Source organism: Pseudarthrobacter sp. CCNWLW207, assembly GCF_037203945.1.
In the GTDB taxonomy this organism is placed as follows: domain Bacteria; phylum Actinomycetota; class Actinomycetes; order Actinomycetales; family Micrococcaceae; genus Arthrobacter.
Map to the genome: position 1 here is coordinate 68,002 of NZ_JBBCBS010000004.1, position 26,685 is coordinate 94,686.

The window sequence follows — 26,685 nt, forward strand, 5'->3', positions numbered from 1 at the left end:
CACCACCGTCGAAGGTCTGACCAGCTTCCTGTCCGGCACGGACGAGCCACCCTTGGTTCCTGACCTTGACGGCTACCTGCGCATGAGTCCTGACGAACGCGAGAAGGTGAATCGCGAGCGGATCGACCGTCTGGGGAACGGGCTCACTATAACAACGCCACAGCTGGAGTCTGTGATCCGCAAAGTCCTGCGCCTGATACTTCTCAACCGCTCCCGGTCGTCTGGCCGTGCAGGCCTCATGATCTCCGGAGAATCTGGAACAGGAAAGACGACCGCTGCTAAGGCCGCAATGAAGTATGTCTACGTGAGGTACCGGAATGACCTGCCGGATTTCGAGGCGCTGAACCGGATACCGATCGTTTACGTTGAAGTCCCACCGGGGTCGACCGGAAAGGCACTTGCGGCCCAGTTCGCTCGTTTCCTTGGACTGCCCCTTCACACACGTGACACCCTGGAATATCTGCTGCACCTCGTTTCCAGCGCACTGACGGAGGTCGGAACCAGACTTGTCGTGGTGGACGAGATCCACAATCTCCATCGAAGAAACCCAGGCAACAGCGAGAGCGTCGATGTCCTCAAGAGCCTGTCCAACCAGATCCCGGCCACCTTCGTTTACTCCGGAATCAACATCCACCAAGGCCACCTCCTCACCGATGAGAGAGGTCGCCAAATCGCCGGCCGTTTCGGTCTGGAACGGTTGGGAAGCTTCGGCATAGCAAATCCGTCACAAATGAATATGTGGAAACTGCTCATCGAATCCTTTGAGCAGCAACTGGGCCTGTTCAACCACCGACCCGGCGACCTCAAGGAACTGGCCAGATACCTGCACGACCGCACGCAGGGATCCATTGGCTCGCTCTCGCATCTGCTGCTGGGCGCAGCACAAGGGCTGATATTCGCCGGCACCCCTCCAGACCAGGAGCTCATCACCAAAGAGGTACTGGACGAGATCAGCCTGGACATCGCCGCCGAAATGACGAGCGAACCATGAAAAAGAACCCATCCGGAAAAAACCGAAACTGCGACGACAGGCCCTCCGGCGGCGCCGACCCTGGTAACAGGTCACCCAAGACGCAATGGGCGCAAAAGGAGCTGATGGCCGCGCGGGAACTTCACCGGCCATTCCCCATCAGGCCACGGTTGCTGGCACTGGAAACGCCGGAAAGCTACCTTCAGACGCTCCTTGCCGCCAATCACCTCTCCCCAGGTATTCAGTCAGTACTCAAGCTGCAGGCGAAGCTGGCAAGGCCCGGACTAACGCCTGAAGGCATCACCTCAGTGATCGCGGAAGCGAAGGGCAGCCTCAACCCGAACGCTTTCCCCAGGGCTCGTGCTGTCATGCCACAGCATGATGACGGTACACAGTGCTCCCGCTGCTTCGTAGGCATCGACCACAGGTATATGTGCAGACTTTGCTCACAGGGGCGGAAAGTAGAGCAGTACCCCCACCTGCAAGCAAACGTCTGCAGTCGGCACCATCTGTGGGTTGGCCCGGGGACCGAGCCGGCCAACCAGGCGAAAGTCGGGGCGGGGGCAGTGGCCAGCGACCTGATCTTCCAAAAACTGAAGAATCAAAAAGCACTGGATGCTCTGCGCTACATGGAACTCCGCGCGATATTCCGACGGTGGGCCGCCGCAGACACCAGGGAGACCACAAGGTTCGAGGAAAAGGAACCACAGCTGTATCCAATGATGATGGCAGCCGCTGCAGCAGTCCTGCTGCCTGCCGCGCTGAAAAAAATCCTCGATCCCCGCGCAACATACGCGTCAGCGTACAGCCTGCTCCACACCACACTGTCAAAGAATGTCGTCAAAAACATTGATGTCCTGACCGACGGGTTCTGGCTGCTGCTGCGCCCAGCCTTCCTTTCCGTGAGAGAGCGGATTGAAAGCGCTCACGCCCAGGAGTCCACGGACCCACACTCCATCCGACCACCTGATTTCCCCGACTCAGTCATAAGCCAGGTCATCCGCCCTCTCGAACCTTTCAGCCGCTACCTGAATCAACTGAAAACTTGCGATGTCGACCGCTGGCGCGACGTGAACCTCCGCTTCTACGACTATGGCCCGTTGCCCGTGACACACGAGAACGTGCCCAGGAAAAGCTACTTGTCAGCGAATTACATATGCAACCGGGGTCACCGTCACCAGAAGGCACCCAACACCATGGCGGCCGCCATGAAACAAAACCGTGCGGGTTGCCCCTACTGCACAAACGCCCTGCCACTGGCCGGATACAACACCTTGGCCGAAACAGACCCCTCCTTGGCAACCGAATGGCATCCCAGCCTGAACAAGACTGCAACCCCATCTGACATTATTGCGGGCGGCAACTCCAGGAAATATTGGTGGCTCTGCCCCCGGGGCCACGCGTACCAGGAAACCCCGAACAACCTTTCACGCTCTGACCGGCGGCACTGCCCGTACTGCTCCGGGCGGCTGCCCATTCCTGGCGAAACGACTCTCGATGTAACAAACCCACGGCTGGCATCGGAATGGGCTACAGAACTGAACCATGATCTAACACCGGGAATGGTGTCTGAAGGCTCCGGCAGGAAGGTCTGGTGGCTCTGCCCAAACGGCCACTCCTACCTCGCCGACATTGCTTCCCGCAAACGGACCGGATGCCCCTACTGCGCCAATCTCAAAGTCTGGCGGGGATACAACGACCTCGCAACCACCCACCCGCGGTTGGCGGCAGAATGGCATCCCACACTCAACGACGATCTCAAACCCACCGACATTGTCGCAGGCACCAACCGCAAGATCTGGTGGCTGTGCCCCCGACAGCATGCATACCAATCGGCGGTCTACAGCCGCGCGGCCGCAGGCAAGAAAGGCTGCCCCTACTGCGCTAACCAGCGAATCTGGCCCGGGTACAACGATCTAGCCACCGTCGCTCCGGGCGTGGCCTCGCAATGGAAATACGATGCGAACGCTGGCCTTAAACCCATTGATGTCGGGGCCGGCACACCCCGGAAGGTCTGGTGGATCTGTCCGGAGGGACACTCCTACCAGGCTGCTGTGAATGGACGCGTTGCTGGTTCAGGCTGTCCGGAGTGCTTCAGGCTCAAGCGCGCTCGGCACTAATAACACGGAAACAGGAACTAGTACGACATTTACCCGAACGGCAGGCGAAACAAATGACTACCTCGCCGACTCCAGGACTTATCCACATCATCATTCACACTGCTCCTGCCGAGTGGTGGCAAATTCTCGCCGTTCTAGGTCCATACGGAGTGCTGCTCGTTGCTGAAATCTGGTGGTGTATCGAACTTATCAGGATCAGGAAGAGACAGAATGCCGCGCTCCGCGGACTCACAAAGGCTCCGCCCTGACGGGATGATCGAGGGGTACTGTTGCTAACCGCCTCGGATGGCCAGAGGTTCAATGAGCAGCGGTGGATCGCCTGGCGATACGAGGATGCCGTTTCCCATGCTGGAGTTCTCCATGTCGAGCACGTCCACTCGCGTGATCCGTCCGTCCGGGTGGGAGATTTCGTGTATCCGTCGCTGGTGCCAGTGGCCGCAGAAGACATGAGGAACAGCTGTTGCGTTAATTACCTCCCGCAGCAGTATGCGGGTCTCTTCCGCTTTCTTGGCGAGTGCCGGCGGGACGTTGACGTCACTAGTGAGTGGCACGCCTGCGGGCGCATCGTGGGTGATGAGTACATCGAGAGGTCCGCCGCTGACTAGTTTCTCAGCCTCAGCAGGGGTGGGTTCTTCGGTGGACCACCAGTCTTTGCCCTCTGTCCGATGCCGATAGTCAACACTGAAGGCGCCTCCCAGAGCGCCAATAACGAGGCCCTCCACGGTGGTACGGCCTCCCCTGGGTAGAACCCGGATGTTGGACCGAACGGTCGCAAGGCCGTCATTTTCAACCGGCAGCTCTCTCAGTGTGTCCCAATTGTCATGGTTACCTCCGGAGACGACCAGCATGACTCCAAGATCTGAGAGATATTTGTTCACCTTGGTTTCGTGGCGCCCGCGCTTCGCCCCGGGCCAATCGAGGCCGAAGTCGCCGACATGGAGGGCAGTATGGGCCCCTGCCCGGGCAGCTGACCGGACCGCGGCCACCGCCCAACCGGTGTCGCCATGCCAATCACCGAAGACGGCAATGGGGGAGAACATTGGCATTTGTCCAGCATACGGAAAGGACGTTCGGCTGGGGGCAACCAAGAAAATGTGGTCCTAAACTATGCTGATAGGGCATGCCCTCAAATCCCCTCCAGCGAGGATTTTCGAGTACAGCGCGATAGTCCAGCCTGTATTCGTCTCGGGATATTGTCCTACGCCCGGCCGAAAAATAAAGCCGGTCGAGGACGTCTTCGAAACTTGCTGAACCCATGGGAAGTATCTTGCCTTATAGGCACGAACCCGGAGCAATTCGCCCACTTCCGACGTGCCGACCTGCCTTCCGACACGCTGACGCCGCACAGGGGGTTTTTGCTGTCCGGATCACCTGAGGATATGACCCGGAATCCTACTCCTGACGGGCAATGCCTGCCTGCGGGCAGAAAAGCCAGTCCTGGGCTGGAAGCAGCACCAAGCGTCCCTTAGGCTTGAATCACGGATTCGGCGCGGCTGAGAAAGCCCATGCCCGGGTGGAGTCGAAGGGCCTTAATTCCCCGCGTCGTCCCAACCACTAACAGCACCACGGGAAGGTCCCTCTGGACGAGGAGCTGGAAGGCGCCCACAAGAACGGGAAGGGCCGTCGGAATGGGTACGTCGACATCGCGAAGAACGACGAGGCCGGTCTCTGTCAATACTGACGGATCCGGCTCGACATTCATCACGGAGAGCTCATAGACGGGCCAGCCGGCCATCGCCGCAACACTTTTGGCTGTTTCAATGACTGCATCCCGTCCTGCGGCGTCCTTATAGCTCGCCACGGTCATCTGTGCCAGTCCATGACCATAGTGGGCCAATGTATCCGCCAGCTCCACAGCCCACTCCGCGGCGTTCAGCCCGGCACCTCCATTCCAACTGAGACGTGCTTCATTCCGCTTCCCTAATCGCATCGTGAATTGCCGGACAGCCAATGAAGAGGCCCGTTGCCCCACAGGAGTGTATATGTGGCGGCCCGCTGCGTCGTATTACGGGGCTTCATTTGTCGCTGCCGTGTCTGCCCGTTCACTTCCTCTCAATGTCAGAATCAATGTCCGTGACTGAAGCGGCTTCCAACCCCTGAACTGGGTCTCAATCCGTCCGTCTTCCATTAGCCGGTGGTGGGCCGCGTCTGGAAGGAGTCCCGGCTCAAGGGGATGTTTAGCCTGCGGATTGTGATACACATCCATGCCCTCAATCCAGGTCTCCGGATCGTCTCTGACTACGAAGTGAACGTACGGCACAGGCTCTGATGCGTCCGGATCGGGATCTGCGAAAAAGCCTTGTCGAATGAGTACGGTGTCGTCTGATCCAAAACCAGCGCCCACCCCCATTCGGTTGAACTTCGAGATGGTTGCGCTGCTATTGAAGATGACCGCGCTGATGTTTTCGGCCCCAGGAAACGAAAAGAATCCGGAAGGTATGGTCTTCTGTCCCCACGTGTGCTCGGTGATCTGCCGAGGCACAACTGTGAGGGCGCCCGTTGAGTCTCGTTGCGCCTCGTGCGTAAATCCGTACAGGTATATCGCCAGCGCAGTTCCGCTATATGTCATTGACATCGTTTCGTGGAAGTCCTGGATGGCGAAAACCAAAGGCTTGTCAGCTGCTGCGGGCTTGGTCCAGTACTCCTTGCGCAATTTGGCGGTCAGGGGTCCTGCATATCTGATTGGCAAATAGTGCTGAACGTAAGATGCAATGTCTGATTCATTGCTCGGCCTTTGTGATGCTGTCGGCTTTCCATCTGGTCCCACACTTGGATTGATAGTGGTTGCTTCCAAGGCGAATTCTCCATTGGGTCCCCGAACAAGAAAATCGGGGGCAGGGGAGGGTCGCTCAATGAACAAGCCGGCTTCAGTCAGAGCAGCGAAGAGATACAGTTCCCAGAGACGCGCATCGAAGCCTGTGGTTTGGAACTGCTCCACGAAGTTTCCGTCAACGTCCTCGTTCCAGCGCATCATTGCGCTGATGATGCCTCTTGCGGCCGAGAATCCCTCTGAAGAAGCCATTTGAAGGAAATCAGAACTGAGCTTCTCTTTGGACGTAAGAGGAGCGAAGAAGTCGATTGGCTTACCCGTCTCATCACCTTGAACGCGTAGCCGATCCAAATCGGGACCAATCTCTACGAGCCGTTGGTGGAGAGCCGCCAGCGCTCCCTCTGGGGTCTTCACGAAGTTCGTTGCTCCGATCCACCGGAACCGTTCGTCTAGGTCTCGGGCAAGGATCATCGCACCATATTCGTCGTCTGTGTCCACTATGATCGTCGCGATAGTCTTCCCATCGGCGACCTCGAACCACGCCAGTTCCTGCATTGTCGGTGACGGTCGAAAAGTGAGCCATTGTGACGGTTGAAAACTGAGCCACTCGTTCCAAACGATTGGGTGGGTGATCACAGTGGAGGATTGGGCGCTTATTCGGCGGTTGCATCTTGCCGAGGGTGAATCGATGAGGTCGATAGCGGCACGGCTGGGGATTTCCCGGAACACGGTCGCGAAAGCTGTCAGTGCTGACGGACCGCCCACCTATGTGCGTTCCCCGCAGGACTCCGGGATCAAGACGGTGGAACCGGCCATCCGTGCGCTGTTGAGGGAGAACCCGCGGATGCCGGCGACGGTACTCGCGGAGCGTGTGGGCTGGTCCGGGTCCCCGGCATGGTTCCGGGAGAACGTGGCCAGGATCCGGCCGGAGTATGCCCCGGCAGATCCCGCGGACCGGATCAGTTACGAACCCGGGGACCAGGCGCAGTGCGACCTGTGGTTCCCCGAGGTCCGGATACCCGTCGGTGCCGGGAAGCCCCGGGTTTTGCCGGTGCTGGTGATGGTGTCCTCGCATTCACGGTTCATCATGGCCAGGATGCTCCCGTCCCGGATGACCGGGGACCTGCTGGCCGGGATGTGGGAACTGATCGGGTCCCTCGGTGCGGTTCCGCGGCGGCTGATCTGGGACAACGAAACCGGCATCGGGCGGCGGAACACCTACGCCGCAGGGGTCGCGGCGTTCGCAGGGGTCCTCGCGACCAGGATCGTGCAGGTCAAACCCTACGATCCGGAGAGCAAGGGCGTGGTGGAACGGGCCAACCAGTTCCTGGAAACCTCGTTCCTGCCCGGCCGGACCTTCACCTCACCGGAGGATTTCAACGCCCAACTCGCCCAGTGGCTGCCGCTGGCCAACGCCCGGCTGGTCCGGCGGACCGGGGCCCGGCCGGCGGACCTGATCCGGCAGGATAAGGCGGCGATGCTGGTGTTGCCGCCGGTTCCGCCCGTGACCGGCTTCGCCGCCCGGGTCCGGCTGCCGCGGGACTACTACGTCCGGATGGGATCCAACGACTACTCCGTCCACCCGCAGGCCATCGGCAGGTTCATCGACGTCACCGCGGACCTCGAAACAGTCACAATCAGCCTCGACGGGCGATGCGTCGGAAACCACACAAGGTCTTGGGGCGCCGGCCTGACGATCACCGATCCCGACCACGTCGAAGCAGCCCGGACGATGCGGAAAGCCTTCCAAAACCCCGCACCGTCCATGGACACGGCCGGGCTGCGGGACTTGGCTGATTACGACCGGGCCTTCGGGGTCGTCCTCGATGACGGGCAGGTCGCGTGATGACAAACGCGAAGGAAACCGCCGGCCAGATCGAGTACTACTCCCGGGCCATGAAAGCGCCAAGGATTCGGGAAGCAGCAGCCAGGCTCGCGGACCAGGCCCGCGAGACCGGCTGGACCCACGAGGAATACCTCGCCGCGGTCCTGTCCCGGGAAGTCGCCGCCAGGGAAGCTTCCGGCGCCGAGATGCGTGCCCGGGCCGCCGGATTCCCTGCCCGCAAACCGCTCGAGGACTTCAGCTTCGACCACCAGCCCGGCCTCAAACGCGACACCATCGCGCACCTGGCCACCGGCGCGTTCCTCACCGAAGCCTCCAACATCGTGCTGCTCGGACCTCCCGGCACCGGCAAAACCCACCTCGCCACCGGGTTGGGGCTGCGGGCCACCCAGCTGGGACACCGGGTCCTGTTCGCGACCGCCATCGACTGGGTCGCCCGGCTCCAGGCAGCGCACCAGGGCGGCCGGTTGCCGCAGGAGCTGGTCCGGCTGCGCCGCTACGGGCTGATCATCGTCGACGAGGTCGGCTACATCCCGTTCGAACAGGACGCCGCGAACCTGTTCTTCCAGCTCGTCTCCTCACGCTACGAGCACGCCTCGCTGATCCTGACCTCGAACCTGCCGTTCGCCCGCTGGGGAGATGTGTTCGGTGACCAGGTCGTCGCCTCCGCCATGATCGACCGCATCGTCCACCACGCCGAAGTCATCACTCTCAAAGGCTCCAGCTACCGGCTCAAACACGCACAGACAGACTCGCTGCCCTCGACAAGACCGGAAAATACGGCAGAATAACCAACGTCAACGTGGCTCAGTTTTCAACCCACGAAATGGCTCACTTTTCGACCAGCGCTGACACTGCATAAGGAACATTGCTCTGGGGGAGCGGGCATAGGCTGCAAGGGCATCGAATCGGGAGCGCGAGATCGATCGCATGGGACTCCTCTTCGTCCGGGGTTCAGCGTCTATCGACATAAGCCAGGAGTCTAGCGTGTTCCAATCGGCTCAAGGAGTGACCCTGTATGCGTTTCCCTGCTTGCGTATAGTCGATTCCTTAGGCTGAAGCTACCGAATAGTGTGCCCGCCGTCAGGGAGGCCGTGATGTGGCGCCTGGACACCGCATCTACCTGGATGCGAGCTGTCTGGTGGAGATCGCGGCGGCACCTGCGTGATCGCTGTTTCGCTCTGCCAAGGTGCCCACAGCCAATGAAGGAGGCAGTAGTTCCGCGAACTTCAGTGTTCTGAGCGCACGCTCATCAACCTGCGGCAGGAGCCTCTGCGGCTCGTCTTGAAGAACATCACGGATTTTGCGTAGGGCCTCAGCCAGAGTGGAAGCCTTGGTGTCGCCACGCAATCCGATTTGCCAGTTGTTGTAGGCCCGAGATTCGTCCAGCAACGCAGGTGCGAGGTCAAGCAACCCAGCGGCCAGGACGGCGTTCGCGCGGGCGCCTGCCCAGGTCCACCACCGGAGCCTCCCGTTCGACTCACGGAGCAGGACTGTGGAACCATCCAGCACCCGCTGGGAATACTCCTCCCGGAGTTCATCTAGCTTGGTCAGAGCCCTTTTGGACAGCAGCACGTCGGCGGGAGTGGCACCGAGCAGCACCCGCCGAGTTGCATCGCTCAGGGCATAGGACTCTGGCTGCGGCATGCTGGACCATTTGGAGTCCGCGGCGTTTGCAGACGGTTCTACGTACGCGCGGTGACGCTTCCAATCGACGTAGTTCACCTGCCATGCCCGACCTCCCAGAGTTAGGAGCCGAGGACCGTCGACTTTTCGCTGCAGCACCATCGGATCCACGGAGCCGATTCCCTCGCGACCGTGCAAAATTACGACTTGTGGGTCCGCGGTGAACACGGCCATGAGGTCCCGGTAGTGAATGCCGCCGTACTTTCGCTCAGCTGCCGGGCCCATAAAGAGCATCCCTTGGTCGGAATCGAGGTGTCCGGTTTCCACCAGCCATACCGCGATTTGTTGCCAACTATCGGCCACGGCTAGCCCGAGCCCAGAGAACCACTCGAGCCAGGTGTTGGCCCCGATTCGCCGTTCCTGGAGGGTCAGTCCCAAGAGTTGTTGTGCGGCTACATGCAGAGGCGACGGCGGGGGAATGACCGGCTCCACATAACCCTCTGACCACAGAAGCAAGAGGCCGCAGGCTCGGAGGAATTGCGCGTCGTCGGTGGACAGGAAAAGCATGTTCCGTGCGGTCCCCGGTCTGCGGCCGGTGCGGCCGAGCCGCTGCAGTACCGAGGCCACGGTTCGCGGTGCGCCGATCTGGAGGACCCTATCGAGGTCGCCCACGTCGATGCCGAGTTCCAGCGTGGAGGTAGACACGATGACGCAGTTGCGGGCCTGCGAAAACGCGGTTTCAGCTTGTCGCCGGGCATCGACGGACAAGGAGGAGTGCGAAACGAAAGTCTCCACTTCAAGTTCCCGCAGCCCCAGCGACACCTTTTCCACCGTTCGCCGAGAATCGGCAAAGACAAGCCGCTTTTCGCCTTGATGCAGGGCAGCGATCACTTTGGCGGCATTCAGGTCGCTCCCCACGAAGTCGAGTTGCATCTCCGGTAAGGCCGCAGAGCCACCGTCCGGAGCAACGACGGACGCAGCTTTCTCCGAGATCCGATTGCTACCTTGCAGCCAATACAAGAGCTCCGGCGCATTGCCCACCGTCGCGGACAGTCCGATCCTCTGGAGGGGACGGCCAGACAGCTTAGAAATGCGTTCCACAACTCCCAAGAGGTGCCAACCCCGATCGTCACCGGCAAAGGCATGTACTTCGTCGACGACGATGGCACGTACATCTGCAAAGAGTTGTCGCGGATCCGCCAGGGTGGAGACCAGCATGGACTCGAGCGATTCCGGAGTGGTCAGCAGGATGTCCGGACGTTCGAAGACTTGGCGTTTGCGGGCACCTGCAGGCGTGTCGCCGTGCCGGACCGCCGCGGTGCGCCCGAGCCATCCGGCGTAGGAAGCGACCCGTGGTTCCAAGTTGTTCAGCAGCGCGCGCAGGGGACACACGTAGAGCACAGAGGTCCCTGTCCACGCCTCCTCGGCCATACGGGTCAGCAGCGGGAACAACGCTGCCTCGGTCTTACCGCCGGCAGTGGGAGCCAGGAGCAGGCAATCGTTGCCGGCCAGTAACGGACCGATGGACTCTGACTGCAGCGGCCGCAGCCCGCTCCAGCCCAGGGTGTTGGCGATGTGGTGCTGGACCACCGTGTGGAGCGCGTCGAACCCTGCGAGCTGGGTCATAGGTCGAGTTCGACGTCGTCCGCGGTCGCCGCATAGCTGCCGACCATTCCGACGCTGCCGCCAACGGCATTCCGTTCCTCGGGGCTTAGGTCCTCGCGGGCGAGGGTCAAGGCGTAGTGCTGGCGCGGGTCGAAGTCAGCGAACTGGTCAACGCGGTCCAGTACGTCACCGATGAGCTTTTTAAGGAAGATCCTTGGCGCGATGCCCACCTTGCCGCCCAGACCGCCGGTCACCGCGCCGGCCAGATCAGAGACGTAGGGATCGTCGACGAGCTGGCGGATACGATCCGGAGCATCGGCACCGAGAAGGTAGAGGTCCCGTACCTTGATGCCCAATGCTTCAAGCGCTTCACGGTCAAAGCCAGCCAAACGGATCTGTACGGCGCGAGGGTTGTCGAAGCGCGCATCGGTGCCGAAATCCGTAGCTAGGCGCTGTGCAAGGGGCGCTAGGCGTGGCACTCCCGATGGGCCGGTGAAGAAAGCCGGTGTTCCGGTCAGGACCAGATATAGCCCGGGGAAGCGTCCGGAGTCTACTTCGTCCATGAGTTGGCGCAGTGCGTTGAGGGCTTTGTCCCGTACATCCGATCGCATTCGTTGCAGGGTCTCGACCTCGTCCAATACCACCAGCAGGCCGGGATGCCCGGCGTCGCGCAGAATCAGGAGCAGACCCTGCAGGAAGCCCAAGGCGCCGAAGTGGTCAAGATCGCCACGAATTCCTGCCCCGCGCTTGGCCGAAGCGCCCACATGGGGCTGGCCGCCGAGCCAAGCGGCAAGCCCATCCGCAACGGCAGCATCTCCAGTGGCTACGGCTGCCCGGTAACCGCGCAGTGCCTGGGCGAAGGCAGGTGTCTTCGCAGTCACCTCTGCCAAACGACGGTCCAGCAGCTCATCCGCGGCGGCCGCCAAGTCACCCGCCGAGGCGCCAGCCAACGCGGGGTCTGCGGCGATGGCATCGTCCTCAAGGGTGAACAGCCAAGCATCCAGGACGGAACGGAACGCGCTGGGCGCCACCGAAGCAGTGCGCAGCGATTCGGTAATCCGCCGGTAGACGGTTTCAAGCTTGTGCAGCGGTGTCTCGGTCTCGGAAATCTGCACCTCGGCGGCGGCGAAGCCCTTCCTAAGGGCCTTCTCCGCAAGATGGCGGGTATAGAAGGTTTTTCCCGTGCCGTACTCACCACGGACTGCCTTGACCACGGCACCACTACCCGCGACCGTTTCGAGTTCCTCGTCCACGGCGCGCTGGAACCGGTCCAGACCGACGGCGAGCAGGTCGAGTCCGTTGGAAGGAACCGTGCCACGCCGCAGCGCGTCGATCACTTCACGGCGCCTGCGCGGCGAGACGTCAGCCACGATTTGTCACCCCGAACTGTTCGCGGAGCAGCCGTGAGTCCAGGACCAGTATGGAACCGTCGACGCGCAACACCCCGTAGCCTTCGACGTTGAGCAGCTTCTGCAGTTGGGCCACCGCGCCATCCATGCGCGTGGGTGCAACCTGGAGGACGACGGCGGCAGCGTCCTTGGCCAAGCGGGTCCCCGGCCCGGCGGCCAGCGCATCCAGCAGCGAAGCGACTTGGTTGTCGGAGACTGCGAGTCGGCCCGCGATCGCCTTCTGCGCCTTGTACATGGTTGAGGACACCACGGCGGCGCCCAACCGCGGCGCGGCGGGAACCGGGTCGGGGGAGTCGAGGATGTCGAGCAGCGATGGGGTGTTGTCCTTGGCTGTCTTCGTTAGTCCGGCACCGGTACTTGCCGGGCGCGCCGCGGCGCCGTTGGCTGCGACCGACCACCACAGTGGTTCCTGTGACGGCGCCAGCTTCCACTCGTCGGGGACGTTATCGCCGGGAACCAAGACAACGACCGGAACCACGACCTCGGCGGGGGAAGCGCCTCCGTGGTACCCGGCCTTGATCGGTCCATAGCGCAGGGTTTCATCCACGGCGAGTACTGCGCTCCCGCCTTCGGCCAGGACACGGCGGCCCTGGACCAGCACCTCGTCGTCACCGGCGGGAGGTTCCGGTGTACGGGACCGTGCGCTGCTCGTTTCACCGAACGCTCGCAGTTCACCGCGGCGGCGCTCCACGATGTGCCCGTGATCGGACGTCATGACGACGGTGCGCCCGGCTGCCATCGCGGCGGATAGCAAAGGTCGCAGATGCCGGATGGTGTCCGGCGTCCACGTGGTTCCGGCCGGGTCGCTCTTGTCTAAGGCGTCATCGATGGTGTTCAGAACGCAGGCCACGAGCCTCGTCTGTGGGTCGGCGATGGCAACGGAAATGTCGTCTTGCAAGGCCAATCCTGGACGCGACGAGTCCAGGGGAGCCTTGTGGAAGAGCACGGACTGGGCGATCCCGCCGGCTTTCGCCGCTGCGGCGAAGCCGGACAATTCGCGGGACTGCCCTCCCGACGTCAACTCGCCGCTGAACAGGGAAGTTCGGCTGAGGTTCGTGAGCGTCGGCAGCACGGCCACGGCGGAACCGCGGCGTTCCGATGCTGCCGGGATGACCTCTGCCCAGCCCTCGTTCCCGTGAAGCACGGTGGAGGCGAGTTCCGCGGCGCTGGCGGCGCTCATGCCGTCGAGAACCAGGAGGAGTGTGTTCCGTGCTCGAGCGAGTGGCAGAACGACTGAGGGCAGCAAGCGCTCCAGATGCCACACGGGGTCCCCTGCGCCTTCCAAGCGGCCTGTCGCTCTGCCTTCGTCCGAGGAGGTCGAGGTGGCCAGGAGCCGTGCGAATTCTCGGTCATGGCCATGGCGCCGCTGCTCAGTGAATCGCAGGATGGTGCCGAGACCTTCGCCCAAGAGTTGGTCGCTGACGCCGGCAGCCACGTCGTTGTAGGCGGCGTCGACCCAGGCGTGGATGTGAGCGTGCAGATGCGCGGCACCGATGAGACTGTTGGGAAGAGTGTTGTCGCTGGTGAGCCAGCGGGCCAGTCTGACGGCAGCGTGGAATGGAGCCACGCGCGGATCCTGGGCGTTCGCGCGTATCGGATATGCCAGACGGTGGTCCTCGGCCGCTGCCCAGGCCTTTTCCACGGCGTCGATCCCCGACCCAGGGAACGAACGTAGCGTTTCCGCGAGCCGTTGCAGCATCGCGGTCAGTCCGGCGGGGAGCAGCTGCGAATCTCGGCTCAAGCTGGAAGCCTGGATCTTTGTGAGTAATCTATCGGCCGCCTGCAAGGCCGCGTGGGCCTCCTGCCAGCGGGCCGGATCCTCCAGTTGCGCTTCGACAACGTTGCGGGCTGACTTACCGAGTGCCGCCAGCATGGAAGGGGTGATTGGTTCCGCGGAGCCGGCCCAGAGGTGCTCGAGACGTGCCAGCGCAAGCTCGCTGAGCTGTCGGTCCTGGGCTGTCCGCCCGCCCGTCTCGGTAAGCACGTTCAAGGCGATGCCGACCGGCACTGCTTCGGCGGCGCGGCCGGCGAGAAGAAACCTCTGGAGAGGCTTCCCTGCCAGTCCTGCGCGGTCGGTCAGCCATTGCAGAACTGCGTCGGCAAGTTCGTTACCGCCAAACTCGCGTAGGTCTGCCATTCGATCTGTGGCATCGGTCCGCATGGTCCAATCGAGGACGCTGAGGCCATCTACCGGACCACGCTGCAGTGCCAGCTGCCGCTCCGCGACTGAAGCGAAGGCATGGTCGATGGTCAGGACTGCTCCGGGAGCTGCAGGCCATCCTTCATCCGGGGTGATGCGCAGTAGGCCTTGTGCCACTGGCAACCGCTGCTTGAGAGTGGACAGGGGCCGGTCGATCCGATCAGCACCGAAACGCTCCTTGAGTGCTTCCCACGCGCCTGGTGTCTGGAGCCTTTGGTTCGCAAAATGCCCGAGGATTCCGGCCCCCAGATCCTCTTCCGGCCGGTCCGTCAGGATCACGAGCCATTCATCACCAGCACGGTTGCGCAACGCGTCTCGGATGGCCAGCGATGAAACACACGGCAGGACGTGTACGCGCTCTCCGGAATCTGCGAAGCGTCGTTCAGCATCGGCGTCCGGGACTGCACGGAGGCCGATCACGCGCTGAGTGCTGTGCTTGCGGGCCGCGGAGATTAGGGAACGGACCACGGCGGTGCTCACCGTGCTCTGTACGGCTGGCTGGCCGTTCACTCGAAGATCCTCCACTGCACCTCGACACGGCGACCAGGGTTCTTCAGGATGAACTCCTGCAGTTCGGCTACCGCGTTGTCTCCGCCACGGGCTGTGCGCCATTCCCCACCTGGAGTTGATGGCTGTGGCGGCGTGAGCGGAAGGTTGACGTCATCCGGGAGTTCGGGCGTTCCACCGGTGGTTTCGGGGGTATCCACCGGTGGAACAGGTGGAGAGACAGGAATGGGAGGCGCGACAGGCGGGGGCGGCGCCGTGGCGAGCCAATCAAATATTCCGTCTTCGGTGGTCTTGAGCGCCTTCGCGCATGCGTAGGCGTGCTCATGGCCGTTCAGGGCGGTTGTGAGCTGGTCTAGGACTTCTTGCGCGGCATCCGCGCGAGTATCTTGCCCCTTGGCAGCTTCACGGACGGGAGCCAGCCGGTTCCACGCGAAGGTGGATAAGGCTGCGGCAACTTCCTTGGCGTGGGCCAGGGATGCTGCCGCTTCCTCTGGCGAAGCCGGGAGATCAAGGCCAGCCAGGGTCTGGATCAGCGTGACACCGTTCTGGTGCTGCAGCGCTCCCAGAGTAGTTGCAATCCCACGGGCAAGTTGAAGCCGCGGCCCGCCGTCGATCCCGAGTCTTGTTGCAGCGGACTCCAAGGCGTTGACCAGCACATCCGCGTCAGTAACAGTTCGGCGTGCGAGCGTTCGGGTCGCGTCGGCAAGGGTGGCCACCGCGGCCGGGGTGCGGTACTTGGGGGCCTCGATACCCAAGACGCGGCCCGCGGTGGCCCGGGCGGCCTCCCATTCCTCTTCAGTGGGCATCGGCTGCGGGCGCAGCTCCATGCTGGGCTGGAGCGAACCGGGCGGTGGGGTGGCGGGTAAGGCTCCGCCATGGTTGAACCAGGCACGCTGGCGCAACAAACCCCACGCAATGACGATCACGTCCGAGACCTCGTTGCGCAGCCCATGTGCCGGTTCGACTCCGGCGATGATTTCGCGCAGCTTCGAAACGGTGACGGGGTCGTCATTGCCGATGCCGACGCGGGAGAGCCCTCGCTCAAGCGCGGCGCCCCACGGTCCGAAGCGGCCGTCACCGAAGAGGAAATGCGTTTCTCCTGCGAGCCCGACTTCTAAGGGGTTGGCGATCCGGCGGACTGTCCGGGCATCTCCCGGGTAGGGGGCGCGGCCTTCAGGATCGGCAGCGGCGGCCTCAAGCGCGGAGGCAACCGCCTTGAGGTCGGCGGCCCTGATCTCGGCGTCCTCCGGCTCGAAGCGCGGGTGCCCGGGGTAGGAGGATTCGAATGCTCGATTTACGAGCTGCCTGAACCCTGCCCCGAGGGTTGCCCCTACAGGCGGCTGGGGTACGTATTCCGGATCCAGCGAATACAGGACTTCCACATGTGCGGGATCCTCCAGCAGAGTCCCGGGTGCGGGCGTCGCTGCACCATACGCCTGCTGAATGATGCGCAACAATCCCTCGCGCAGGGCCGCCTGCTGCGACTCGAGGATACCGCGTGCCTGGTTGCGGTCGACTTCGCTGAGGTGGTTGGCGTGGCTGTTCCACCGGTCCCCGGTACCTTCCAACAACCAGTCGAGAACCACGAGCCGGCGCAAGTCGCGCATCGAATCTGACGAGAGAAAGCGGGGTAGCCAGACGACCGTTCGCGAGGTGAAATTGCGGGCGCGCATGTTTTCGATGCGCTCGATGTCTTCGATAGCGGTGTGCTGTTGTTCATCGAAGGGGTGGTCGATGACGAAGCGCCAGGCGCCGGCCCCTGCACGGAAATGCTCGTCTGTGAGCCAGCCTGCATCGCGCACATTGCCGAAGACCAGTTCGACCTCGCGTTTGGAGCCGCGCCACACCACCGTGTGCCGGTAGACGTTCCATGCATCGGGGTCGCCGAGTTCCAGGCCGAGCCCTTCGGCCACCAGCTTGCGGATGAGCTCACGCTGGCGCCCGGGGTTGTCCTCGCCCTTGGCTTTCTCCACGATTGACTCGTAGTCCACATTAGACAGTTGAACCCGGATGATGGGGTTCAGCGGTTCCGAGCCCACATGGATTTCGGGCACCTCACGGGACCAGTTCTTGACCTTGGCCAGCACAATGTTGGCCTCTCCGCCGGGCAGCGGAGAAGCGATGGAGCCGTGATTCAGCGAGGCGAGCCGGGAAGCCGTCAGCGCCTTCAGTGCGGGGACGTTGGGGGCGACGGCGGAGAGCAATAACGTCTTGGCAAGCCGATCGTCCGCCCGAAACGCCGGGGATAGCCGGGAAGGATCTTGCAGGTCCGTTGCAGCAAGGTGATGCGTGGAGAGGATCTTGGGCAACAGCTTGTCCTGGTACAGCTGGGTCGCGGAACGAAAGAGCGCCGCGGCCTGCGCGTCTAGGGCGGCCCCGGCCTGGCCTTTGACGATGTAGTCGAAGCTGTCCCCGACCGGAATGACCTCCTCGATGCTCATGGTGTTCCGGCGATCAACCAGCATCTGTTGCATGACCTTCAATGCGGTCCGGTCACGCTGCATGACGCTGGCCAGGGATCGCAGGGTGGAGACCAACGCGGGGGCAAACGGATAGGTGAGCCGGAAGGCCTTCTCATCCGAACCTCGGTGCTGGTCGTCCGAGTTAACTCCATCGAGCAGCACGTCCCAGACCTTGGGGTTTCGGTCCAGCCGGGTGAAGGCGTCGTCAACCGACTGCCTCGCGGCCTCGTCCTTCGGCTTCAGGAGGCGTTTGCTGGCGACGAACGGGAGATTATCATCTCCAAGTTCGATCTTCGCGAAGCGTCCCTCCTGGTGCCGGAACGCGGACTCGAGGGCCTCCTGCTGGACGCCGTTGGCACCGGCGTCGGCGAACCACTTGCGCAGGTCCATCTGCCGGGCTACAAACGAGACCAAGGGCGCTTCGAGGCTCCCGTAGGAGCCCTCCACCAGTTTGGTCAGTTTCTGCGATTCGCGGCGGAAGAACTCGGGTTCGTGCATGCCGAAGGCGAGCCAGAGGACCAGTTCATCGAGGAACAGGACGACGGCGTCGTACCCCAGCGTCTTCGCGTGTGCAGACATGGCGGCGAGGCCTGTGTCCAGGTCCACATATTGGCCGGAGTGTACATGGGCCTTGAAGTACGTCCCGACCAGGGCGCTGACCAGCGACTGCCGCTCTACGCTTTGGGCCGGCGCGGTGAGAGCTCTCTTGTAGCGGTCGAGGCCCCAGCCGCTTGAGCCGAGCAGGCCGGAAAACTCATCGAACTCATCGTCGGCCTGCCCTCCGCCGAGGCCCTGCAGGAACGAATTGTCGCCTATCTGCTGTCGCAGATTTTCGGCGTCCTCAAGGAGTGCGTCGGAGGCGAAGAGTGCTGGCAAGGTTGCACCAGGATGCGCGTCTTGGATATGGCGTACGTAGGAGTCGAAGATCACCTGTTCCATCGACTTGCCGTCCAAAAAGTGGAAGGCCAGCGGCAGGATATTCCGGCCGGACAAGACAGAGTCATGCCGGGCCACGGTTTCTTGCAGCTCCGCTACGGAACGTGCCTTTGGATCATGACGCAGCAGGGCGTGAAGGACGGCCATGAAGTGAGACTTACCGGAGCCGAAGGATCCGGTCAGAAACGCCCCGCGGTTGATACCCGTGGTCAGCGCGTTGGACACCAGGCCCATTGCCGAATCGAACGCATCGACCAAGGAAGGTGTGACCACATAGTCGTCGAGGGCGTGACGGGCGCCGTCACCGCTGACGGCGTCGGTGAGGCGGAGTACGTAGTCCTCCACTCCCGCGCGTTCGGGGATGTCGAAGACGTCACGAAGCAGGATGGTCATGCGTTCTCCTTAACAGCACGCCGGCCGCGGGAGGCCGACGTAGGACGCCAGGCCTTCAGATCGGTGGTCGAGACATTGAGTTGGGTCATGCGTTCCTCCAGCTGTGCGGAACAGAAGTCGGCCATGCTCACGCCGAAGCTCGGATCCAGATCGCCATGCCACTGCTTGACCCAAGGCAGCAGTTCCGCCATACCGGCTACCAGCGGGATCAGCTGAGCGTCATCGGTTCCCTCGGCGATCCGCTCGTCCATGATGGTAGCGAGGACGAGGAACTGCTGTACGTGGTCCCACCCAGCCCAGCCGAGCAGCAGGGTCGGGTCGCTGGATCGTCCGGCGTCCGGGTACAGGACGAAGCGTTCCTTCGGCACGTCAAGTTTCCCCCGAGCCTGCCACCATGAAGCCTTCCGGAAATCGGAGGTGGCGTACTTGGGCGGGACCGGGATCTTTCCCACGTGCTCGCCGTTGTCCTCTTGGCGCTGTAGCTCCCACGTTTCCTCCCACGCTTGGCGCTTCCGCAGACCGGAGTCCTTGAGCCGCTGGGCAGCGAGGTAGGGGACAGCCTCGTCGGTCAATAGTTTGGAGAGGGCCTTGGTCACTTCGACGTCCATGGTGCCGTCCCAGAGTGCCAGGACGCTAACCAGATCCCGGTCGCGGGAGACCATGTCCGCGAGCTGAGAGATGCTGCGAGCCGTTGGCCGGTCGTGTGCGTCAAACCAGTACGAGCGGTTCTCCAGCCGGTCCAGTAGCCAGCCACGCAGGGCTTGTTCCTGCTGTTTGTCCCACGGTTCCGCTGCCCAGCGCCGCTTGTACTCCGGCCTTTCCAGCAGCCGGATATTCGGATTGCTCTCGATAATATCGAGCCTACGCTGGACGAGCGCTCGATATTCCTCCGGCCAAGAAGCGGGGATCTGGGCGACGGGATTGAAGCCGTGCCGGGTAAACCATGTTGACTCGGAAGTGCCTTTGGCGATTCGGCGGGCGAGCACAATTTCGAAAGCCCGCTGTCCTGGTTCGATCTCTGGCAATGAATGGCTGTTGTGGTTAAGGACTTCAGGAATCAGGCCGTAAAGCTTATAAGTCTCCCAGTCGAGCTCTTCCTGAACTGCCACCATTTGACGGCGAATGGATTGAACTTGCTGACCTGCTTGGGCCAGGACAGCCGTTGTCGGCAGAGTGGATTTCAAAACCGTCGACGGTGCATGTTCCGCCAGCTTCGTACTCAGTTTGTCGAGCTGCCGTGCGAAATCTATCGGCAGGAGTGACGGAAGCGGGAACTCAGCGACATTTGAGCCATTGAATTCGTATCGCGTCGCCCAGACTTCGTCGATGTGTGGCTTTGGCTGACAAACGGATCGCAACCAGAAGCAAGCGGTTGACGAATTGAGTATGCCAAGCAAGGAAAGGTGGTCCTCTTCAGAAGCATCCCGAGGCAGTTTAATGACCGGCGCTGTCTGTTTGAAGACCCTTCCACCTCGGTCGATCACGAAGTGGTTGTGTGTGGAAACGAATGCAAAGGCGAGAGAAAGATCGCTAGTTTCAGCATCCTTGGGCAGCTGATGCCACGACCACCACGGCTTGCCGGAGCTAAAGTATGACCCCGAGAATGTTGCTCGATTGCCGAGTTCAGTTCTGAGCGGCCACAGGATTCGCCAGATCAGTGACGATGTAGGCGGCGGGTGCTCTTCGCCTGCGTCATAGGGGAACCAGGTAACGTCAGCCCCATTCACCGAGAAGTCTCGGATGTCCGACCCTGACACTAGTTCTGGCATCGTAGCCCCGCCGGATCGTGCCGAGAATGCTCCCGATTGGTAGTACGTAAACGCATCATCAGCATGACTCATTGCCATGAAACCAATTCGCTTGGCTATGCTGCCAAGTGAATGAGCGGCGGAACCCTCAAGAGCGGTCTTAAGCTGTGGAGCTGCACCACCGGATAGACTCCAGGGATGGCTGGCCAATCGTTGACGGGGCAGGTCTTCGACGGAAATCCATTCCCCGTCGTATCCAGGCTGGTCGACGTGGTTGGTGATTGCGCGCCAGACTAAGCCCTGGGCAGGATCGGTCGGCTGTACAGGTTCCCCTCGCACACCCAGCACAGCCCGCACCGTATTACGGACAGGGCGTTGATGTTTGCCGACGAGAATGACGGTCGGAGTGCTATGGCCTGGGATATGCGCGCCTGAAGTGTCAACGATAAGGCGTAGATCTTGTCGGATAAGGTAGTCCTCGATGATCTTGGAGCCGAATTCGCGCTTCATAAATGAGTTTGAGGTGATTTGCCCGGTCCAGCCTGCAGTTTGCTGGTCTGAACCGAACTTGGCGAGCCGGAAGAACCGCTCCATGAAGGGAACTGAGAGCGCGTAAAGTCCTTTGCAGGTCTTGTAGAGCTTCCTGTAGCGCTCGTTGAGCGTCTTGTCCTTGACCGTGATGTAGGGCGGGTTGCCGACCACCACGTCATACTGGTTCTCAGTGAGGAGCGTCTCGAGGAGCTCGCGGTCCTCGAGCGAGTACGCAAAACCGCTCATCTTTGCGTCTAGGTCGAATCCTTCCTGTTCGAAGGGTCGGTCGGCCCCGCCGTAGAGCAGCGAATCTCCGGCGGCCAGATGGAACCGGAAATCGGGAGCGCGCTCCAGATCGAGCTCGCCCGTAGCCTGAAGCGCGGCGATCGTGAGCCGGAATCGGGCGATGGCCACCGCGAACGGATTCAAGTCGACGCCGTGGATGGCATCGAGTGCCTTCTGCACGTGTTCGCGGGCTTCCAGGTTCGGAGCCTTTGCGCTCCAAGCGTCTAGCAGCCGCTGGAATCCGCCCAGCAGGAAATGCCCTGACCCGCAGGTGGGGTCGATGAGCTTGAACCCTTCCAGCGGGCGCTCGGCCAGCGCCGGGGTGAGGGTCTGGTCGAGGATGAATTCCTCGACAAACTCTGGGGTCTGGAGTAGGGCGAAGGTTTTCTTTGCGTACTCGGAGAGATCTTGGTAGAGGTCGCCGAGGAACCGTGTGGAAAGTTCCTCATCCTGGAAGTCGTAGAGCGGGACGCCGGCTTCGTCTGTGGCCCGCCAGAAATCCAGGATCTCCTTGGCCATGGCGCCGGAGGGGGAGGCCTGCCACAGTGCGGCGTGCTCGTCGACTAGAGCGGTAGTGGAGGGGAACGACTGCAGGTGGGTAATGCCTTCCAGGATCCATTCGCGCCAAGTGCTTTCCGGGTGTGCACGGAAGTAGGCGTTTTCGGCGTCGAACGCTTCCTGGCGGCGGGCGCCGGGACCGGCGATCCAGATCTTAGAGAGCAGTGCGTTGTCCTCGCAGAAGCGCAGGAACACCGTGGTCAGAACCCAGCCGACGGCAGCCTGGGTGAGGCGGTCGTCACGCCAGCTGACCCACGCGGAAGAGGTGCGTTCGGCGCGCAGCGCGTCCGCGTGCTCGGACTGCCACTTGGACTTGAGCTCCCGATCTTCTTCCAGCCTGGCGCGCAGGTCGTCTTCGACCCGGAGCACCAGCTTCTGCAGCTTGGGAGTGAGTTCCTTGCCAATGGTCATGCGGTGGCTCCTTCGACGGCTGCCGGGATGAGGTCTGTCTGGGCGTCAATCCAGGCGGTTTCGACACGGAGATACTGGTTCGGGGAGGTCTGAACCGAGACGCCGTCGAGCAGCGGTCCCTGGTTCGCTCTGACCTGAGGCAGGATCACCCACACCGCCTGGCCGCGCGGGGTGGCCAGATCGCTCCAATGCCGGATGAGGTCAGCATGTCCATAGCGGACCAGGGGCGAAGCTTCGACGATGAGGACTGGCCGGGGTGCCTGTCCAGGAGCGTTGGCAGTCGCCTGCGCGATGGCCGCCTCGACAACGGGCACAGCCATCTTCACTGCTGCGGCCACACCACGGGTAGCCCGGTCGTTCTCGGGCTGTGCGTCCGCGCGCACCAGCGCGTCCCAGGACGGGAAACCCTCCTGGAGGCTCAAGGACTTCAGCTCATCCAGCAGCAGGGCAGTGACATCGATCCGCTGCACATTGAACTCCGCTTCCAGCTTGTCCGCCAGCGCGTCGCAGCGGTCGGCGCGGGCGCCCAACGCCAGGAACGACCGCAGGGTGACGCTCTCGTTGAGTCTTTGCTCCGGTGTGGATTCGCCGGACACAAGGCCGCCGACCTGTGTTCCTGTGCCCAGGCGCGAGGAACTGCTCTGTGTCGGTTCCACAATAGTGGGCGCGCCGTAGATCCCGGACTCGGGGTCGTGGACGAGGTCCAGGCCGGCCTCGCGCAGCAGCTCGGCGAGGCGTCCCGACGTCGGAAGAGCCTGCACGGCCGGGAAGCGGACGCGCACACGGTCCACGATTTCGCGGGGCGACAGTCGCTGCGGCCCCGCCACTCCGCGCAGGGCAAGCCCCAGCGCCTCGACCTGGGACAGATCCCGGTGGTGCAGCTCGCCGGACCCCGACGCTGCGGCATGGCGGGACAACCCGGCGGCTAGGCGGGCCAGCCGGACCCTGTCGCGCAGCAAAGGATCCTCGATGCCTGCAGCGTCGAGTATCGCTGACAGTCGCTGCTGAACGCGTTCGGCAGGAACGAGGGCGGGCTGCGCCGTTGACTCCGCAAGCAGCGCATCGCCTTCACGGCCCAGACGTTCTGCCACATCCAGCAACGGTGGCTCGCTGGCGATCAGCAGCGCGCTGCCCTCTCGCCGGCGCAGCTCAAGGGGTTCGTCGTTGACATCCGCGCGTTTGAGGGCCCGCTGACGATCAATGACGATCCGAAGGAGACCCCGGGCGATGCGTTCGTTCTCTCCGGTACGCTCGGACTCCACCGTGGTCTGGGCGAGGACTTCCGCGGCCAACTCATCAACCGTTGCCGTCCCGCCAAGGGCGGCAAGGCGCTGGTTGACCACGCTGGTCAGGTGACGCAGGTAACCCAGCACGCGTGGTTCCTCGGCCCAGGAAGTCTGGAGTTTCCCGACGAGCTGGTTCGCGCCGGCGGCGGTGACAGGGTTGGGCAGGTTTGCACCCAGCTGCGCCTGGGTGGCGAAGGCGTCCACATCGCCGTATGTGCCAAGGATCAGGCCGGCGGCAGCTCGGGACTGCACCGCCTTCCGTGTTCCAGCTGCCTCGATGAGCTGTTCGGCAAGGGCCAGCACCGAGGGGAGCGGAGCGGTCCCCTGGTTTCCCTGCTTCTTCTCGCCGAACTTTTCCCGCCACAGGCTAGCCCGCGCTGAAGCCTCCCGACGGGTGGCCAGTGCCACGCCGCGAAGGGCGTTTAGTCGGATCGGGTCAACGGCTGTAAGTTCCCCAACGGTGGCGACTCCGAGCGGTTCAAGTGCCGAGAGGGCGCGTGCCGAAAGGCCGGACTGCTCCAGCGGGGTGGCCGGTGTTGCCGCGGCCGCTAGTTCGTCCGAGTTCTCCGGGGCGGTGGTCGCATCCGTCGGGAACGCAGCCCGCCAGTTCTCCAGCATTTCCGTAGCGGTGTCATAGCGTCGCTTGGCATCGCGGGCCAGCGCTGTGCGGAAGAAGGAGACGAGGCGTGGGGCAACGGCCCGGTCGAAGTCGTGGGCCTCGATGCTGGCTTCGTCCGGTACGGACGCCGGGTTGGCAAGCGGGTCACCATAGAAAGGCGTGTGGCCGGCTGCCATTTCAAACAGCACGACGGCGGCGGCATATCGTTCCGCCGCGGAATCGAACCGAGTCCGGAGCCCACCCAAGAATGGATCCAGATAGGGAGGGGTGCCGGCAGCGATGTCCGATGCTGCAGCCCGGGAAAGAGAGAAGTCGAAGAGTACGAGGTGTTTGCCGCTGCGCTCTGCCCGAACGCCCAAGTTGCCTGGCTTGATGTCTCGGTGATCAACACCGTCCTTGTCCAGCTGGACCAGTGCTTCCAGGAGGTCCCGGCCGAGTCTTTCCAGCAGGTCCAAGGATAGGCGCTTTCGCTCGCGCAGCAGCTCGCTTAGCGTTTGCTCACCAGCGCTCTCCAGCAGCAAGGCTGAGCGGTCGCCGAGGGAGAGCGGCCCATCGACAATCTTGACCAAGCGCGGACCGGACAGCGCACGCAATACCGCGGCCTCTTCGTGGAGCCGCTGCGCTGCTTTGGCATCCACCGCAACCTTCAAGACCCGCTGCGCGCCGTCGTCGTCCGCGTCTTTAACCAGCAGCCCGACGGCAGTCGAGCCCCGTCCGAGCCGGCGTACGACAGTGAATCGTCCGTCAGCCAAAACCGTGCCCGGAGTAGCCTCGACGGCGTCGACGTCCTCACTTACGGCGGAGGGTGAGGAAGAATCGAACAAAGCATCCAGGAACTTACCGACGCCGTCGAACCGCTCGCCGGGTGCGGGCCTGGTGGCACCCAGCACGGCGTCGCGAATGCTTTGCGAGATCGAGGGCAGCTCGAGGGACAGATCCAGGCCACGCTGGTTCCGCAGCCGCTCCGAGAGGACCAGCGATGAATCAGCAGGACGTTGCGACGCGAGGATGAAGTAAGCAAGGGCGCCAAGCGAAAAGACGTCCACCCGGATACGATCTGCTGATTCCGGTTGCCAGCGTCCCTCTGGGGCCTCAAAAGATTCGGTCAGCCAGGCGTCTGGCTGATTGGGGTCCGGCCTGCGGTCCAGCAAAGAAGTGACGCCGTCGGCGGCGTGTCCGGTGAGGACTTGGCCCGAGGCCAGGCCAGCGCTTTGCCAGTCGCCGATAAGGACCTTGGGCTGTCCGTGCACCGTCTTGACCCAGACGGCCTTGGGACTCAGGCCACGGTGGACCACCTGGTTGCGGTGGGCGTAGTCGAGGGCTTCTGCCAGCTGACGGATGATGGACAGGCGCTGATCCAGGGGCAGCCCGTTAGGCTGCCCGGCGAGCCACAGATCCAGCCGCTGCATGCCATCGGAGTAGTCGTAAACCAATCCGACACCGAGCTCAGAGTCGACCAGATCGCGGGGCCTCAAGAGACCGTCGTGTGAAAGCCGGCTCATGAGCCGGAATTCGTGTTCGGCGATCTTGTAGTTGCGGCTGGCTACGGACCGCGATGTTCCCGGCGGCGTGACCTGGAAACGGATCCGCACCGTTTCCTGCTTGGAGACCTTGTGATAGCCACTCCAGTCCTGCCAGCCCGGGCCCTCGTCAAGGGCTCCGTCTGCAATGATCCACGACCCGGCCTCGCGTTCGCGGCGCTGGACCAGGCCAATGCGGGCCATGAGGTCTACGAGGATGGCTTCCTGGTTCTGACCAATGGCTGCGTTCGCACGTGGTTCCTGGCCAATCAAGTCGCTGATGCCCGGAAGATGGCTGACGGCTTCCACTTCATCGAGTCCATAGAGACCGAGCGCCGAGGAAGCCGGGAGCTCGCTTACAAACCTCGGGTGATGGAGGAAGACGGCCTGGCTGACGAACGGGATGACGCTGCGCTCGTCCTCGATGTGGATGTCCTTCTCGCGTGCCCAGTCACGGAGAGCGTCCTTGAGCTTCGAGGCCAGGTATTGGGCCTTACGCCGGGCCAGCAGCAGGGGTGACGGTTCCGCCCGCCTGCCGTCACGTAGCCACTGCGTGTCATTGCCGGTAAGCCGGCCGGAATAGTACTTGAGCTCTAAGAGGTGCAGACCGCCGCGGCCCAGTAACAGGGCGTCGACTTCATGCCAGCCACCGCGGCCGTCCCGGAACTCGAAGTTGCTCCATACCCGATAAGGGCTCTGCGCTGGGATCTTGTCCTTGAGGTAGGCGAGGCCTTCGATCTCATGCGGGAACTGGGAATCGCTTACTTCGATCCAGCGGTCTTGCTCCACACCAGTTCCCCCACGAGACTTGCTTCCGAACTCTTTGACACCACTGGCTTACATTACCAACGTTTGCCTTGCGTGTTTGGGTCATGCCGTGAGTCGC

Annotated in this window: 13 protein-coding genes; 4 read left to right on the forward strand and 9 right to left on the reverse strand. The window is 62.6% G+C overall.

Annotated features, from left to right (window positions below; translation table 11 throughout):
- The first annotated feature begins 82 nt into the window (after nucleotides 1–82).
- Together V9L17_RS08255 and V9L17_RS08260 are read left to right on the forward strand one after the other, a co-directional pair.
- The gene (locus V9L17_RS08255) at nucleotides 83–991 is read left to right on the forward strand and encodes a TniB family NTP-binding protein (RefSeq protein WP_337351089.1); all 909 of its coding nucleotides are present in this window, start codon (nucleotides 83–85) and stop codon (nucleotides 989–991) included.
- A gap of 545 nt (nucleotides 992–1,536) precedes the next feature.
- A complete protein-coding gene (locus tag V9L17_RS08260) occupies nucleotides 1,537–3,090 on the forward strand; it encodes a zinc-ribbon domain-containing protein (protein ID WP_337351090.1) in 1,554 nt (517 codons plus the stop codon).
- A 272-nt stretch (nucleotides 3,091–3,362) separates the two neighbouring features.
- On the opposite strand, the gene V9L17_RS08265 is transcribed toward V9L17_RS08260, so the two are convergent.
- From V9L17_RS08265 to V9L17_RS08275, 3 genes are all read right to left on the reverse strand, one after another.
- Nucleotides 3,363–4,136: a metallophosphoesterase family protein gene (locus tag V9L17_RS08265; protein WP_337351091.1), complete on the reverse strand. Its 774-nt coding sequence runs from the start codon at nucleotides 4,134–4,136 to the stop codon at nucleotides 3,363–3,365.
- 419 nt (nucleotides 4,137–4,555) lie between these two features.
- Nucleotides 4,556–4,945, reverse strand: a complete 390-nt coding sequence (locus tag V9L17_RS08270) for a hypothetical protein (RefSeq protein ID WP_337351092.1) — start codon at nucleotides 4,943–4,945, stop codon at nucleotides 4,556–4,558.
- A gap of 150 nt (nucleotides 4,946–5,095) precedes the next feature.
- The gene (locus V9L17_RS08275) at nucleotides 5,096–6,415 is read right to left on the reverse strand and encodes a hypothetical protein (RefSeq protein ID WP_337351093.1); all 1,320 of its coding nucleotides are present in this window, start codon (nucleotides 6,413–6,415) and stop codon (nucleotides 5,096–5,098) included.
- A gap of 73 nt (nucleotides 6,416–6,488) precedes the next feature.
- Between V9L17_RS08275 and istA the strand changes: the two genes are divergently transcribed.
- Together istA and istB are read left to right on the forward strand one after the other, a co-directional pair.
- Nucleotides 6,489–7,706, forward strand: a complete 1,218-nt coding sequence (gene istA / locus V9L17_RS08280; RefSeq protein ID WP_337351094.1) for an IS21 family transposase — start codon at nucleotides 6,489–6,491, stop codon at nucleotides 7,704–7,706.
- Nucleotides 7,706–8,494 (forward strand): IS21-like element helper ATPase IstB, encoded by a 789-nt coding sequence (gene istB, locus V9L17_RS08285; RefSeq protein WP_337351095.1) that lies wholly within the window; start codon nucleotides 7,706–7,708, stop codon nucleotides 8,492–8,494. The genes istA and istB overlap by 1 nt, the downstream gene beginning before the upstream one ends.
- A 328-nt stretch (nucleotides 8,495–8,822) precedes the next feature.
- On the opposite strand, the gene V9L17_RS08290 is transcribed toward istB, so the two are convergent.
- Genes V9L17_RS08290 through pglW form a run of 6 tightly spaced genes read right to left on the reverse strand, consistent with a single transcriptional unit; the run spans nucleotide 8,823 to nucleotide 26,588 of the window.
- Nucleotides 8,823–10,955, reverse strand: coding sequence for a DEAD/DEAH box helicase (locus V9L17_RS08290; protein WP_337351096.1), 2,133 nt, complete (start codon nucleotides 10,953–10,955; stop codon nucleotides 8,823–8,825).
- The gene (brxD, locus tag V9L17_RS08295; RefSeq protein ID WP_337351097.1) at nucleotides 10,952–12,304 is read right to left on the reverse strand and encodes a BREX system ATP-binding protein BrxD; all 1,353 of its coding nucleotides are present in this window, start codon (nucleotides 12,302–12,304) and stop codon (nucleotides 10,952–10,954) included. The genes V9L17_RS08290 and brxD overlap by 4 nt, the downstream gene beginning before the upstream one ends.
- A complete protein-coding gene (gene pglZ / locus V9L17_RS08300) occupies nucleotides 12,297–15,053 on the reverse strand; it encodes a BREX-2 system phosphatase PglZ (protein WP_337351098.1) in 2,757 nt (918 codons plus the stop codon). The genes brxD and pglZ overlap by 8 nt, the downstream gene beginning before the upstream one ends.
- Nucleotides 15,050–18,841, reverse strand: coding sequence for a DUF6079 family protein (locus tag V9L17_RS08305; RefSeq protein WP_337351099.1), 3,792 nt, complete (start codon nucleotides 18,839–18,841; stop codon nucleotides 15,050–15,052). The genes pglZ and V9L17_RS08305 overlap by 4 nt, the downstream gene beginning before the upstream one ends.
- On the reverse strand, nucleotides 18,838–22,374 hold the full coding sequence (gene pglX, locus V9L17_RS08310; protein WP_337351100.1) for a BREX-2 system adenine-specific DNA-methyltransferase PglX: 3,537 nt from the start codon (nucleotides 22,372–22,374) through the stop codon (nucleotides 18,838–18,840). Before pglX ends, V9L17_RS08305 begins: the two co-directional genes overlap by 4 nt.
- A complete protein-coding gene (pglW, locus tag V9L17_RS08315; RefSeq protein WP_337351101.1) occupies nucleotides 22,371–26,588 on the reverse strand; it encodes a BREX system serine/threonine kinase PglW in 4,218 nt (1,405 codons plus the stop codon). Before pglW ends, pglX begins: the two co-directional genes overlap by 4 nt.
- Nucleotides 26,589–26,685: the final 97 nt, after the last annotated feature.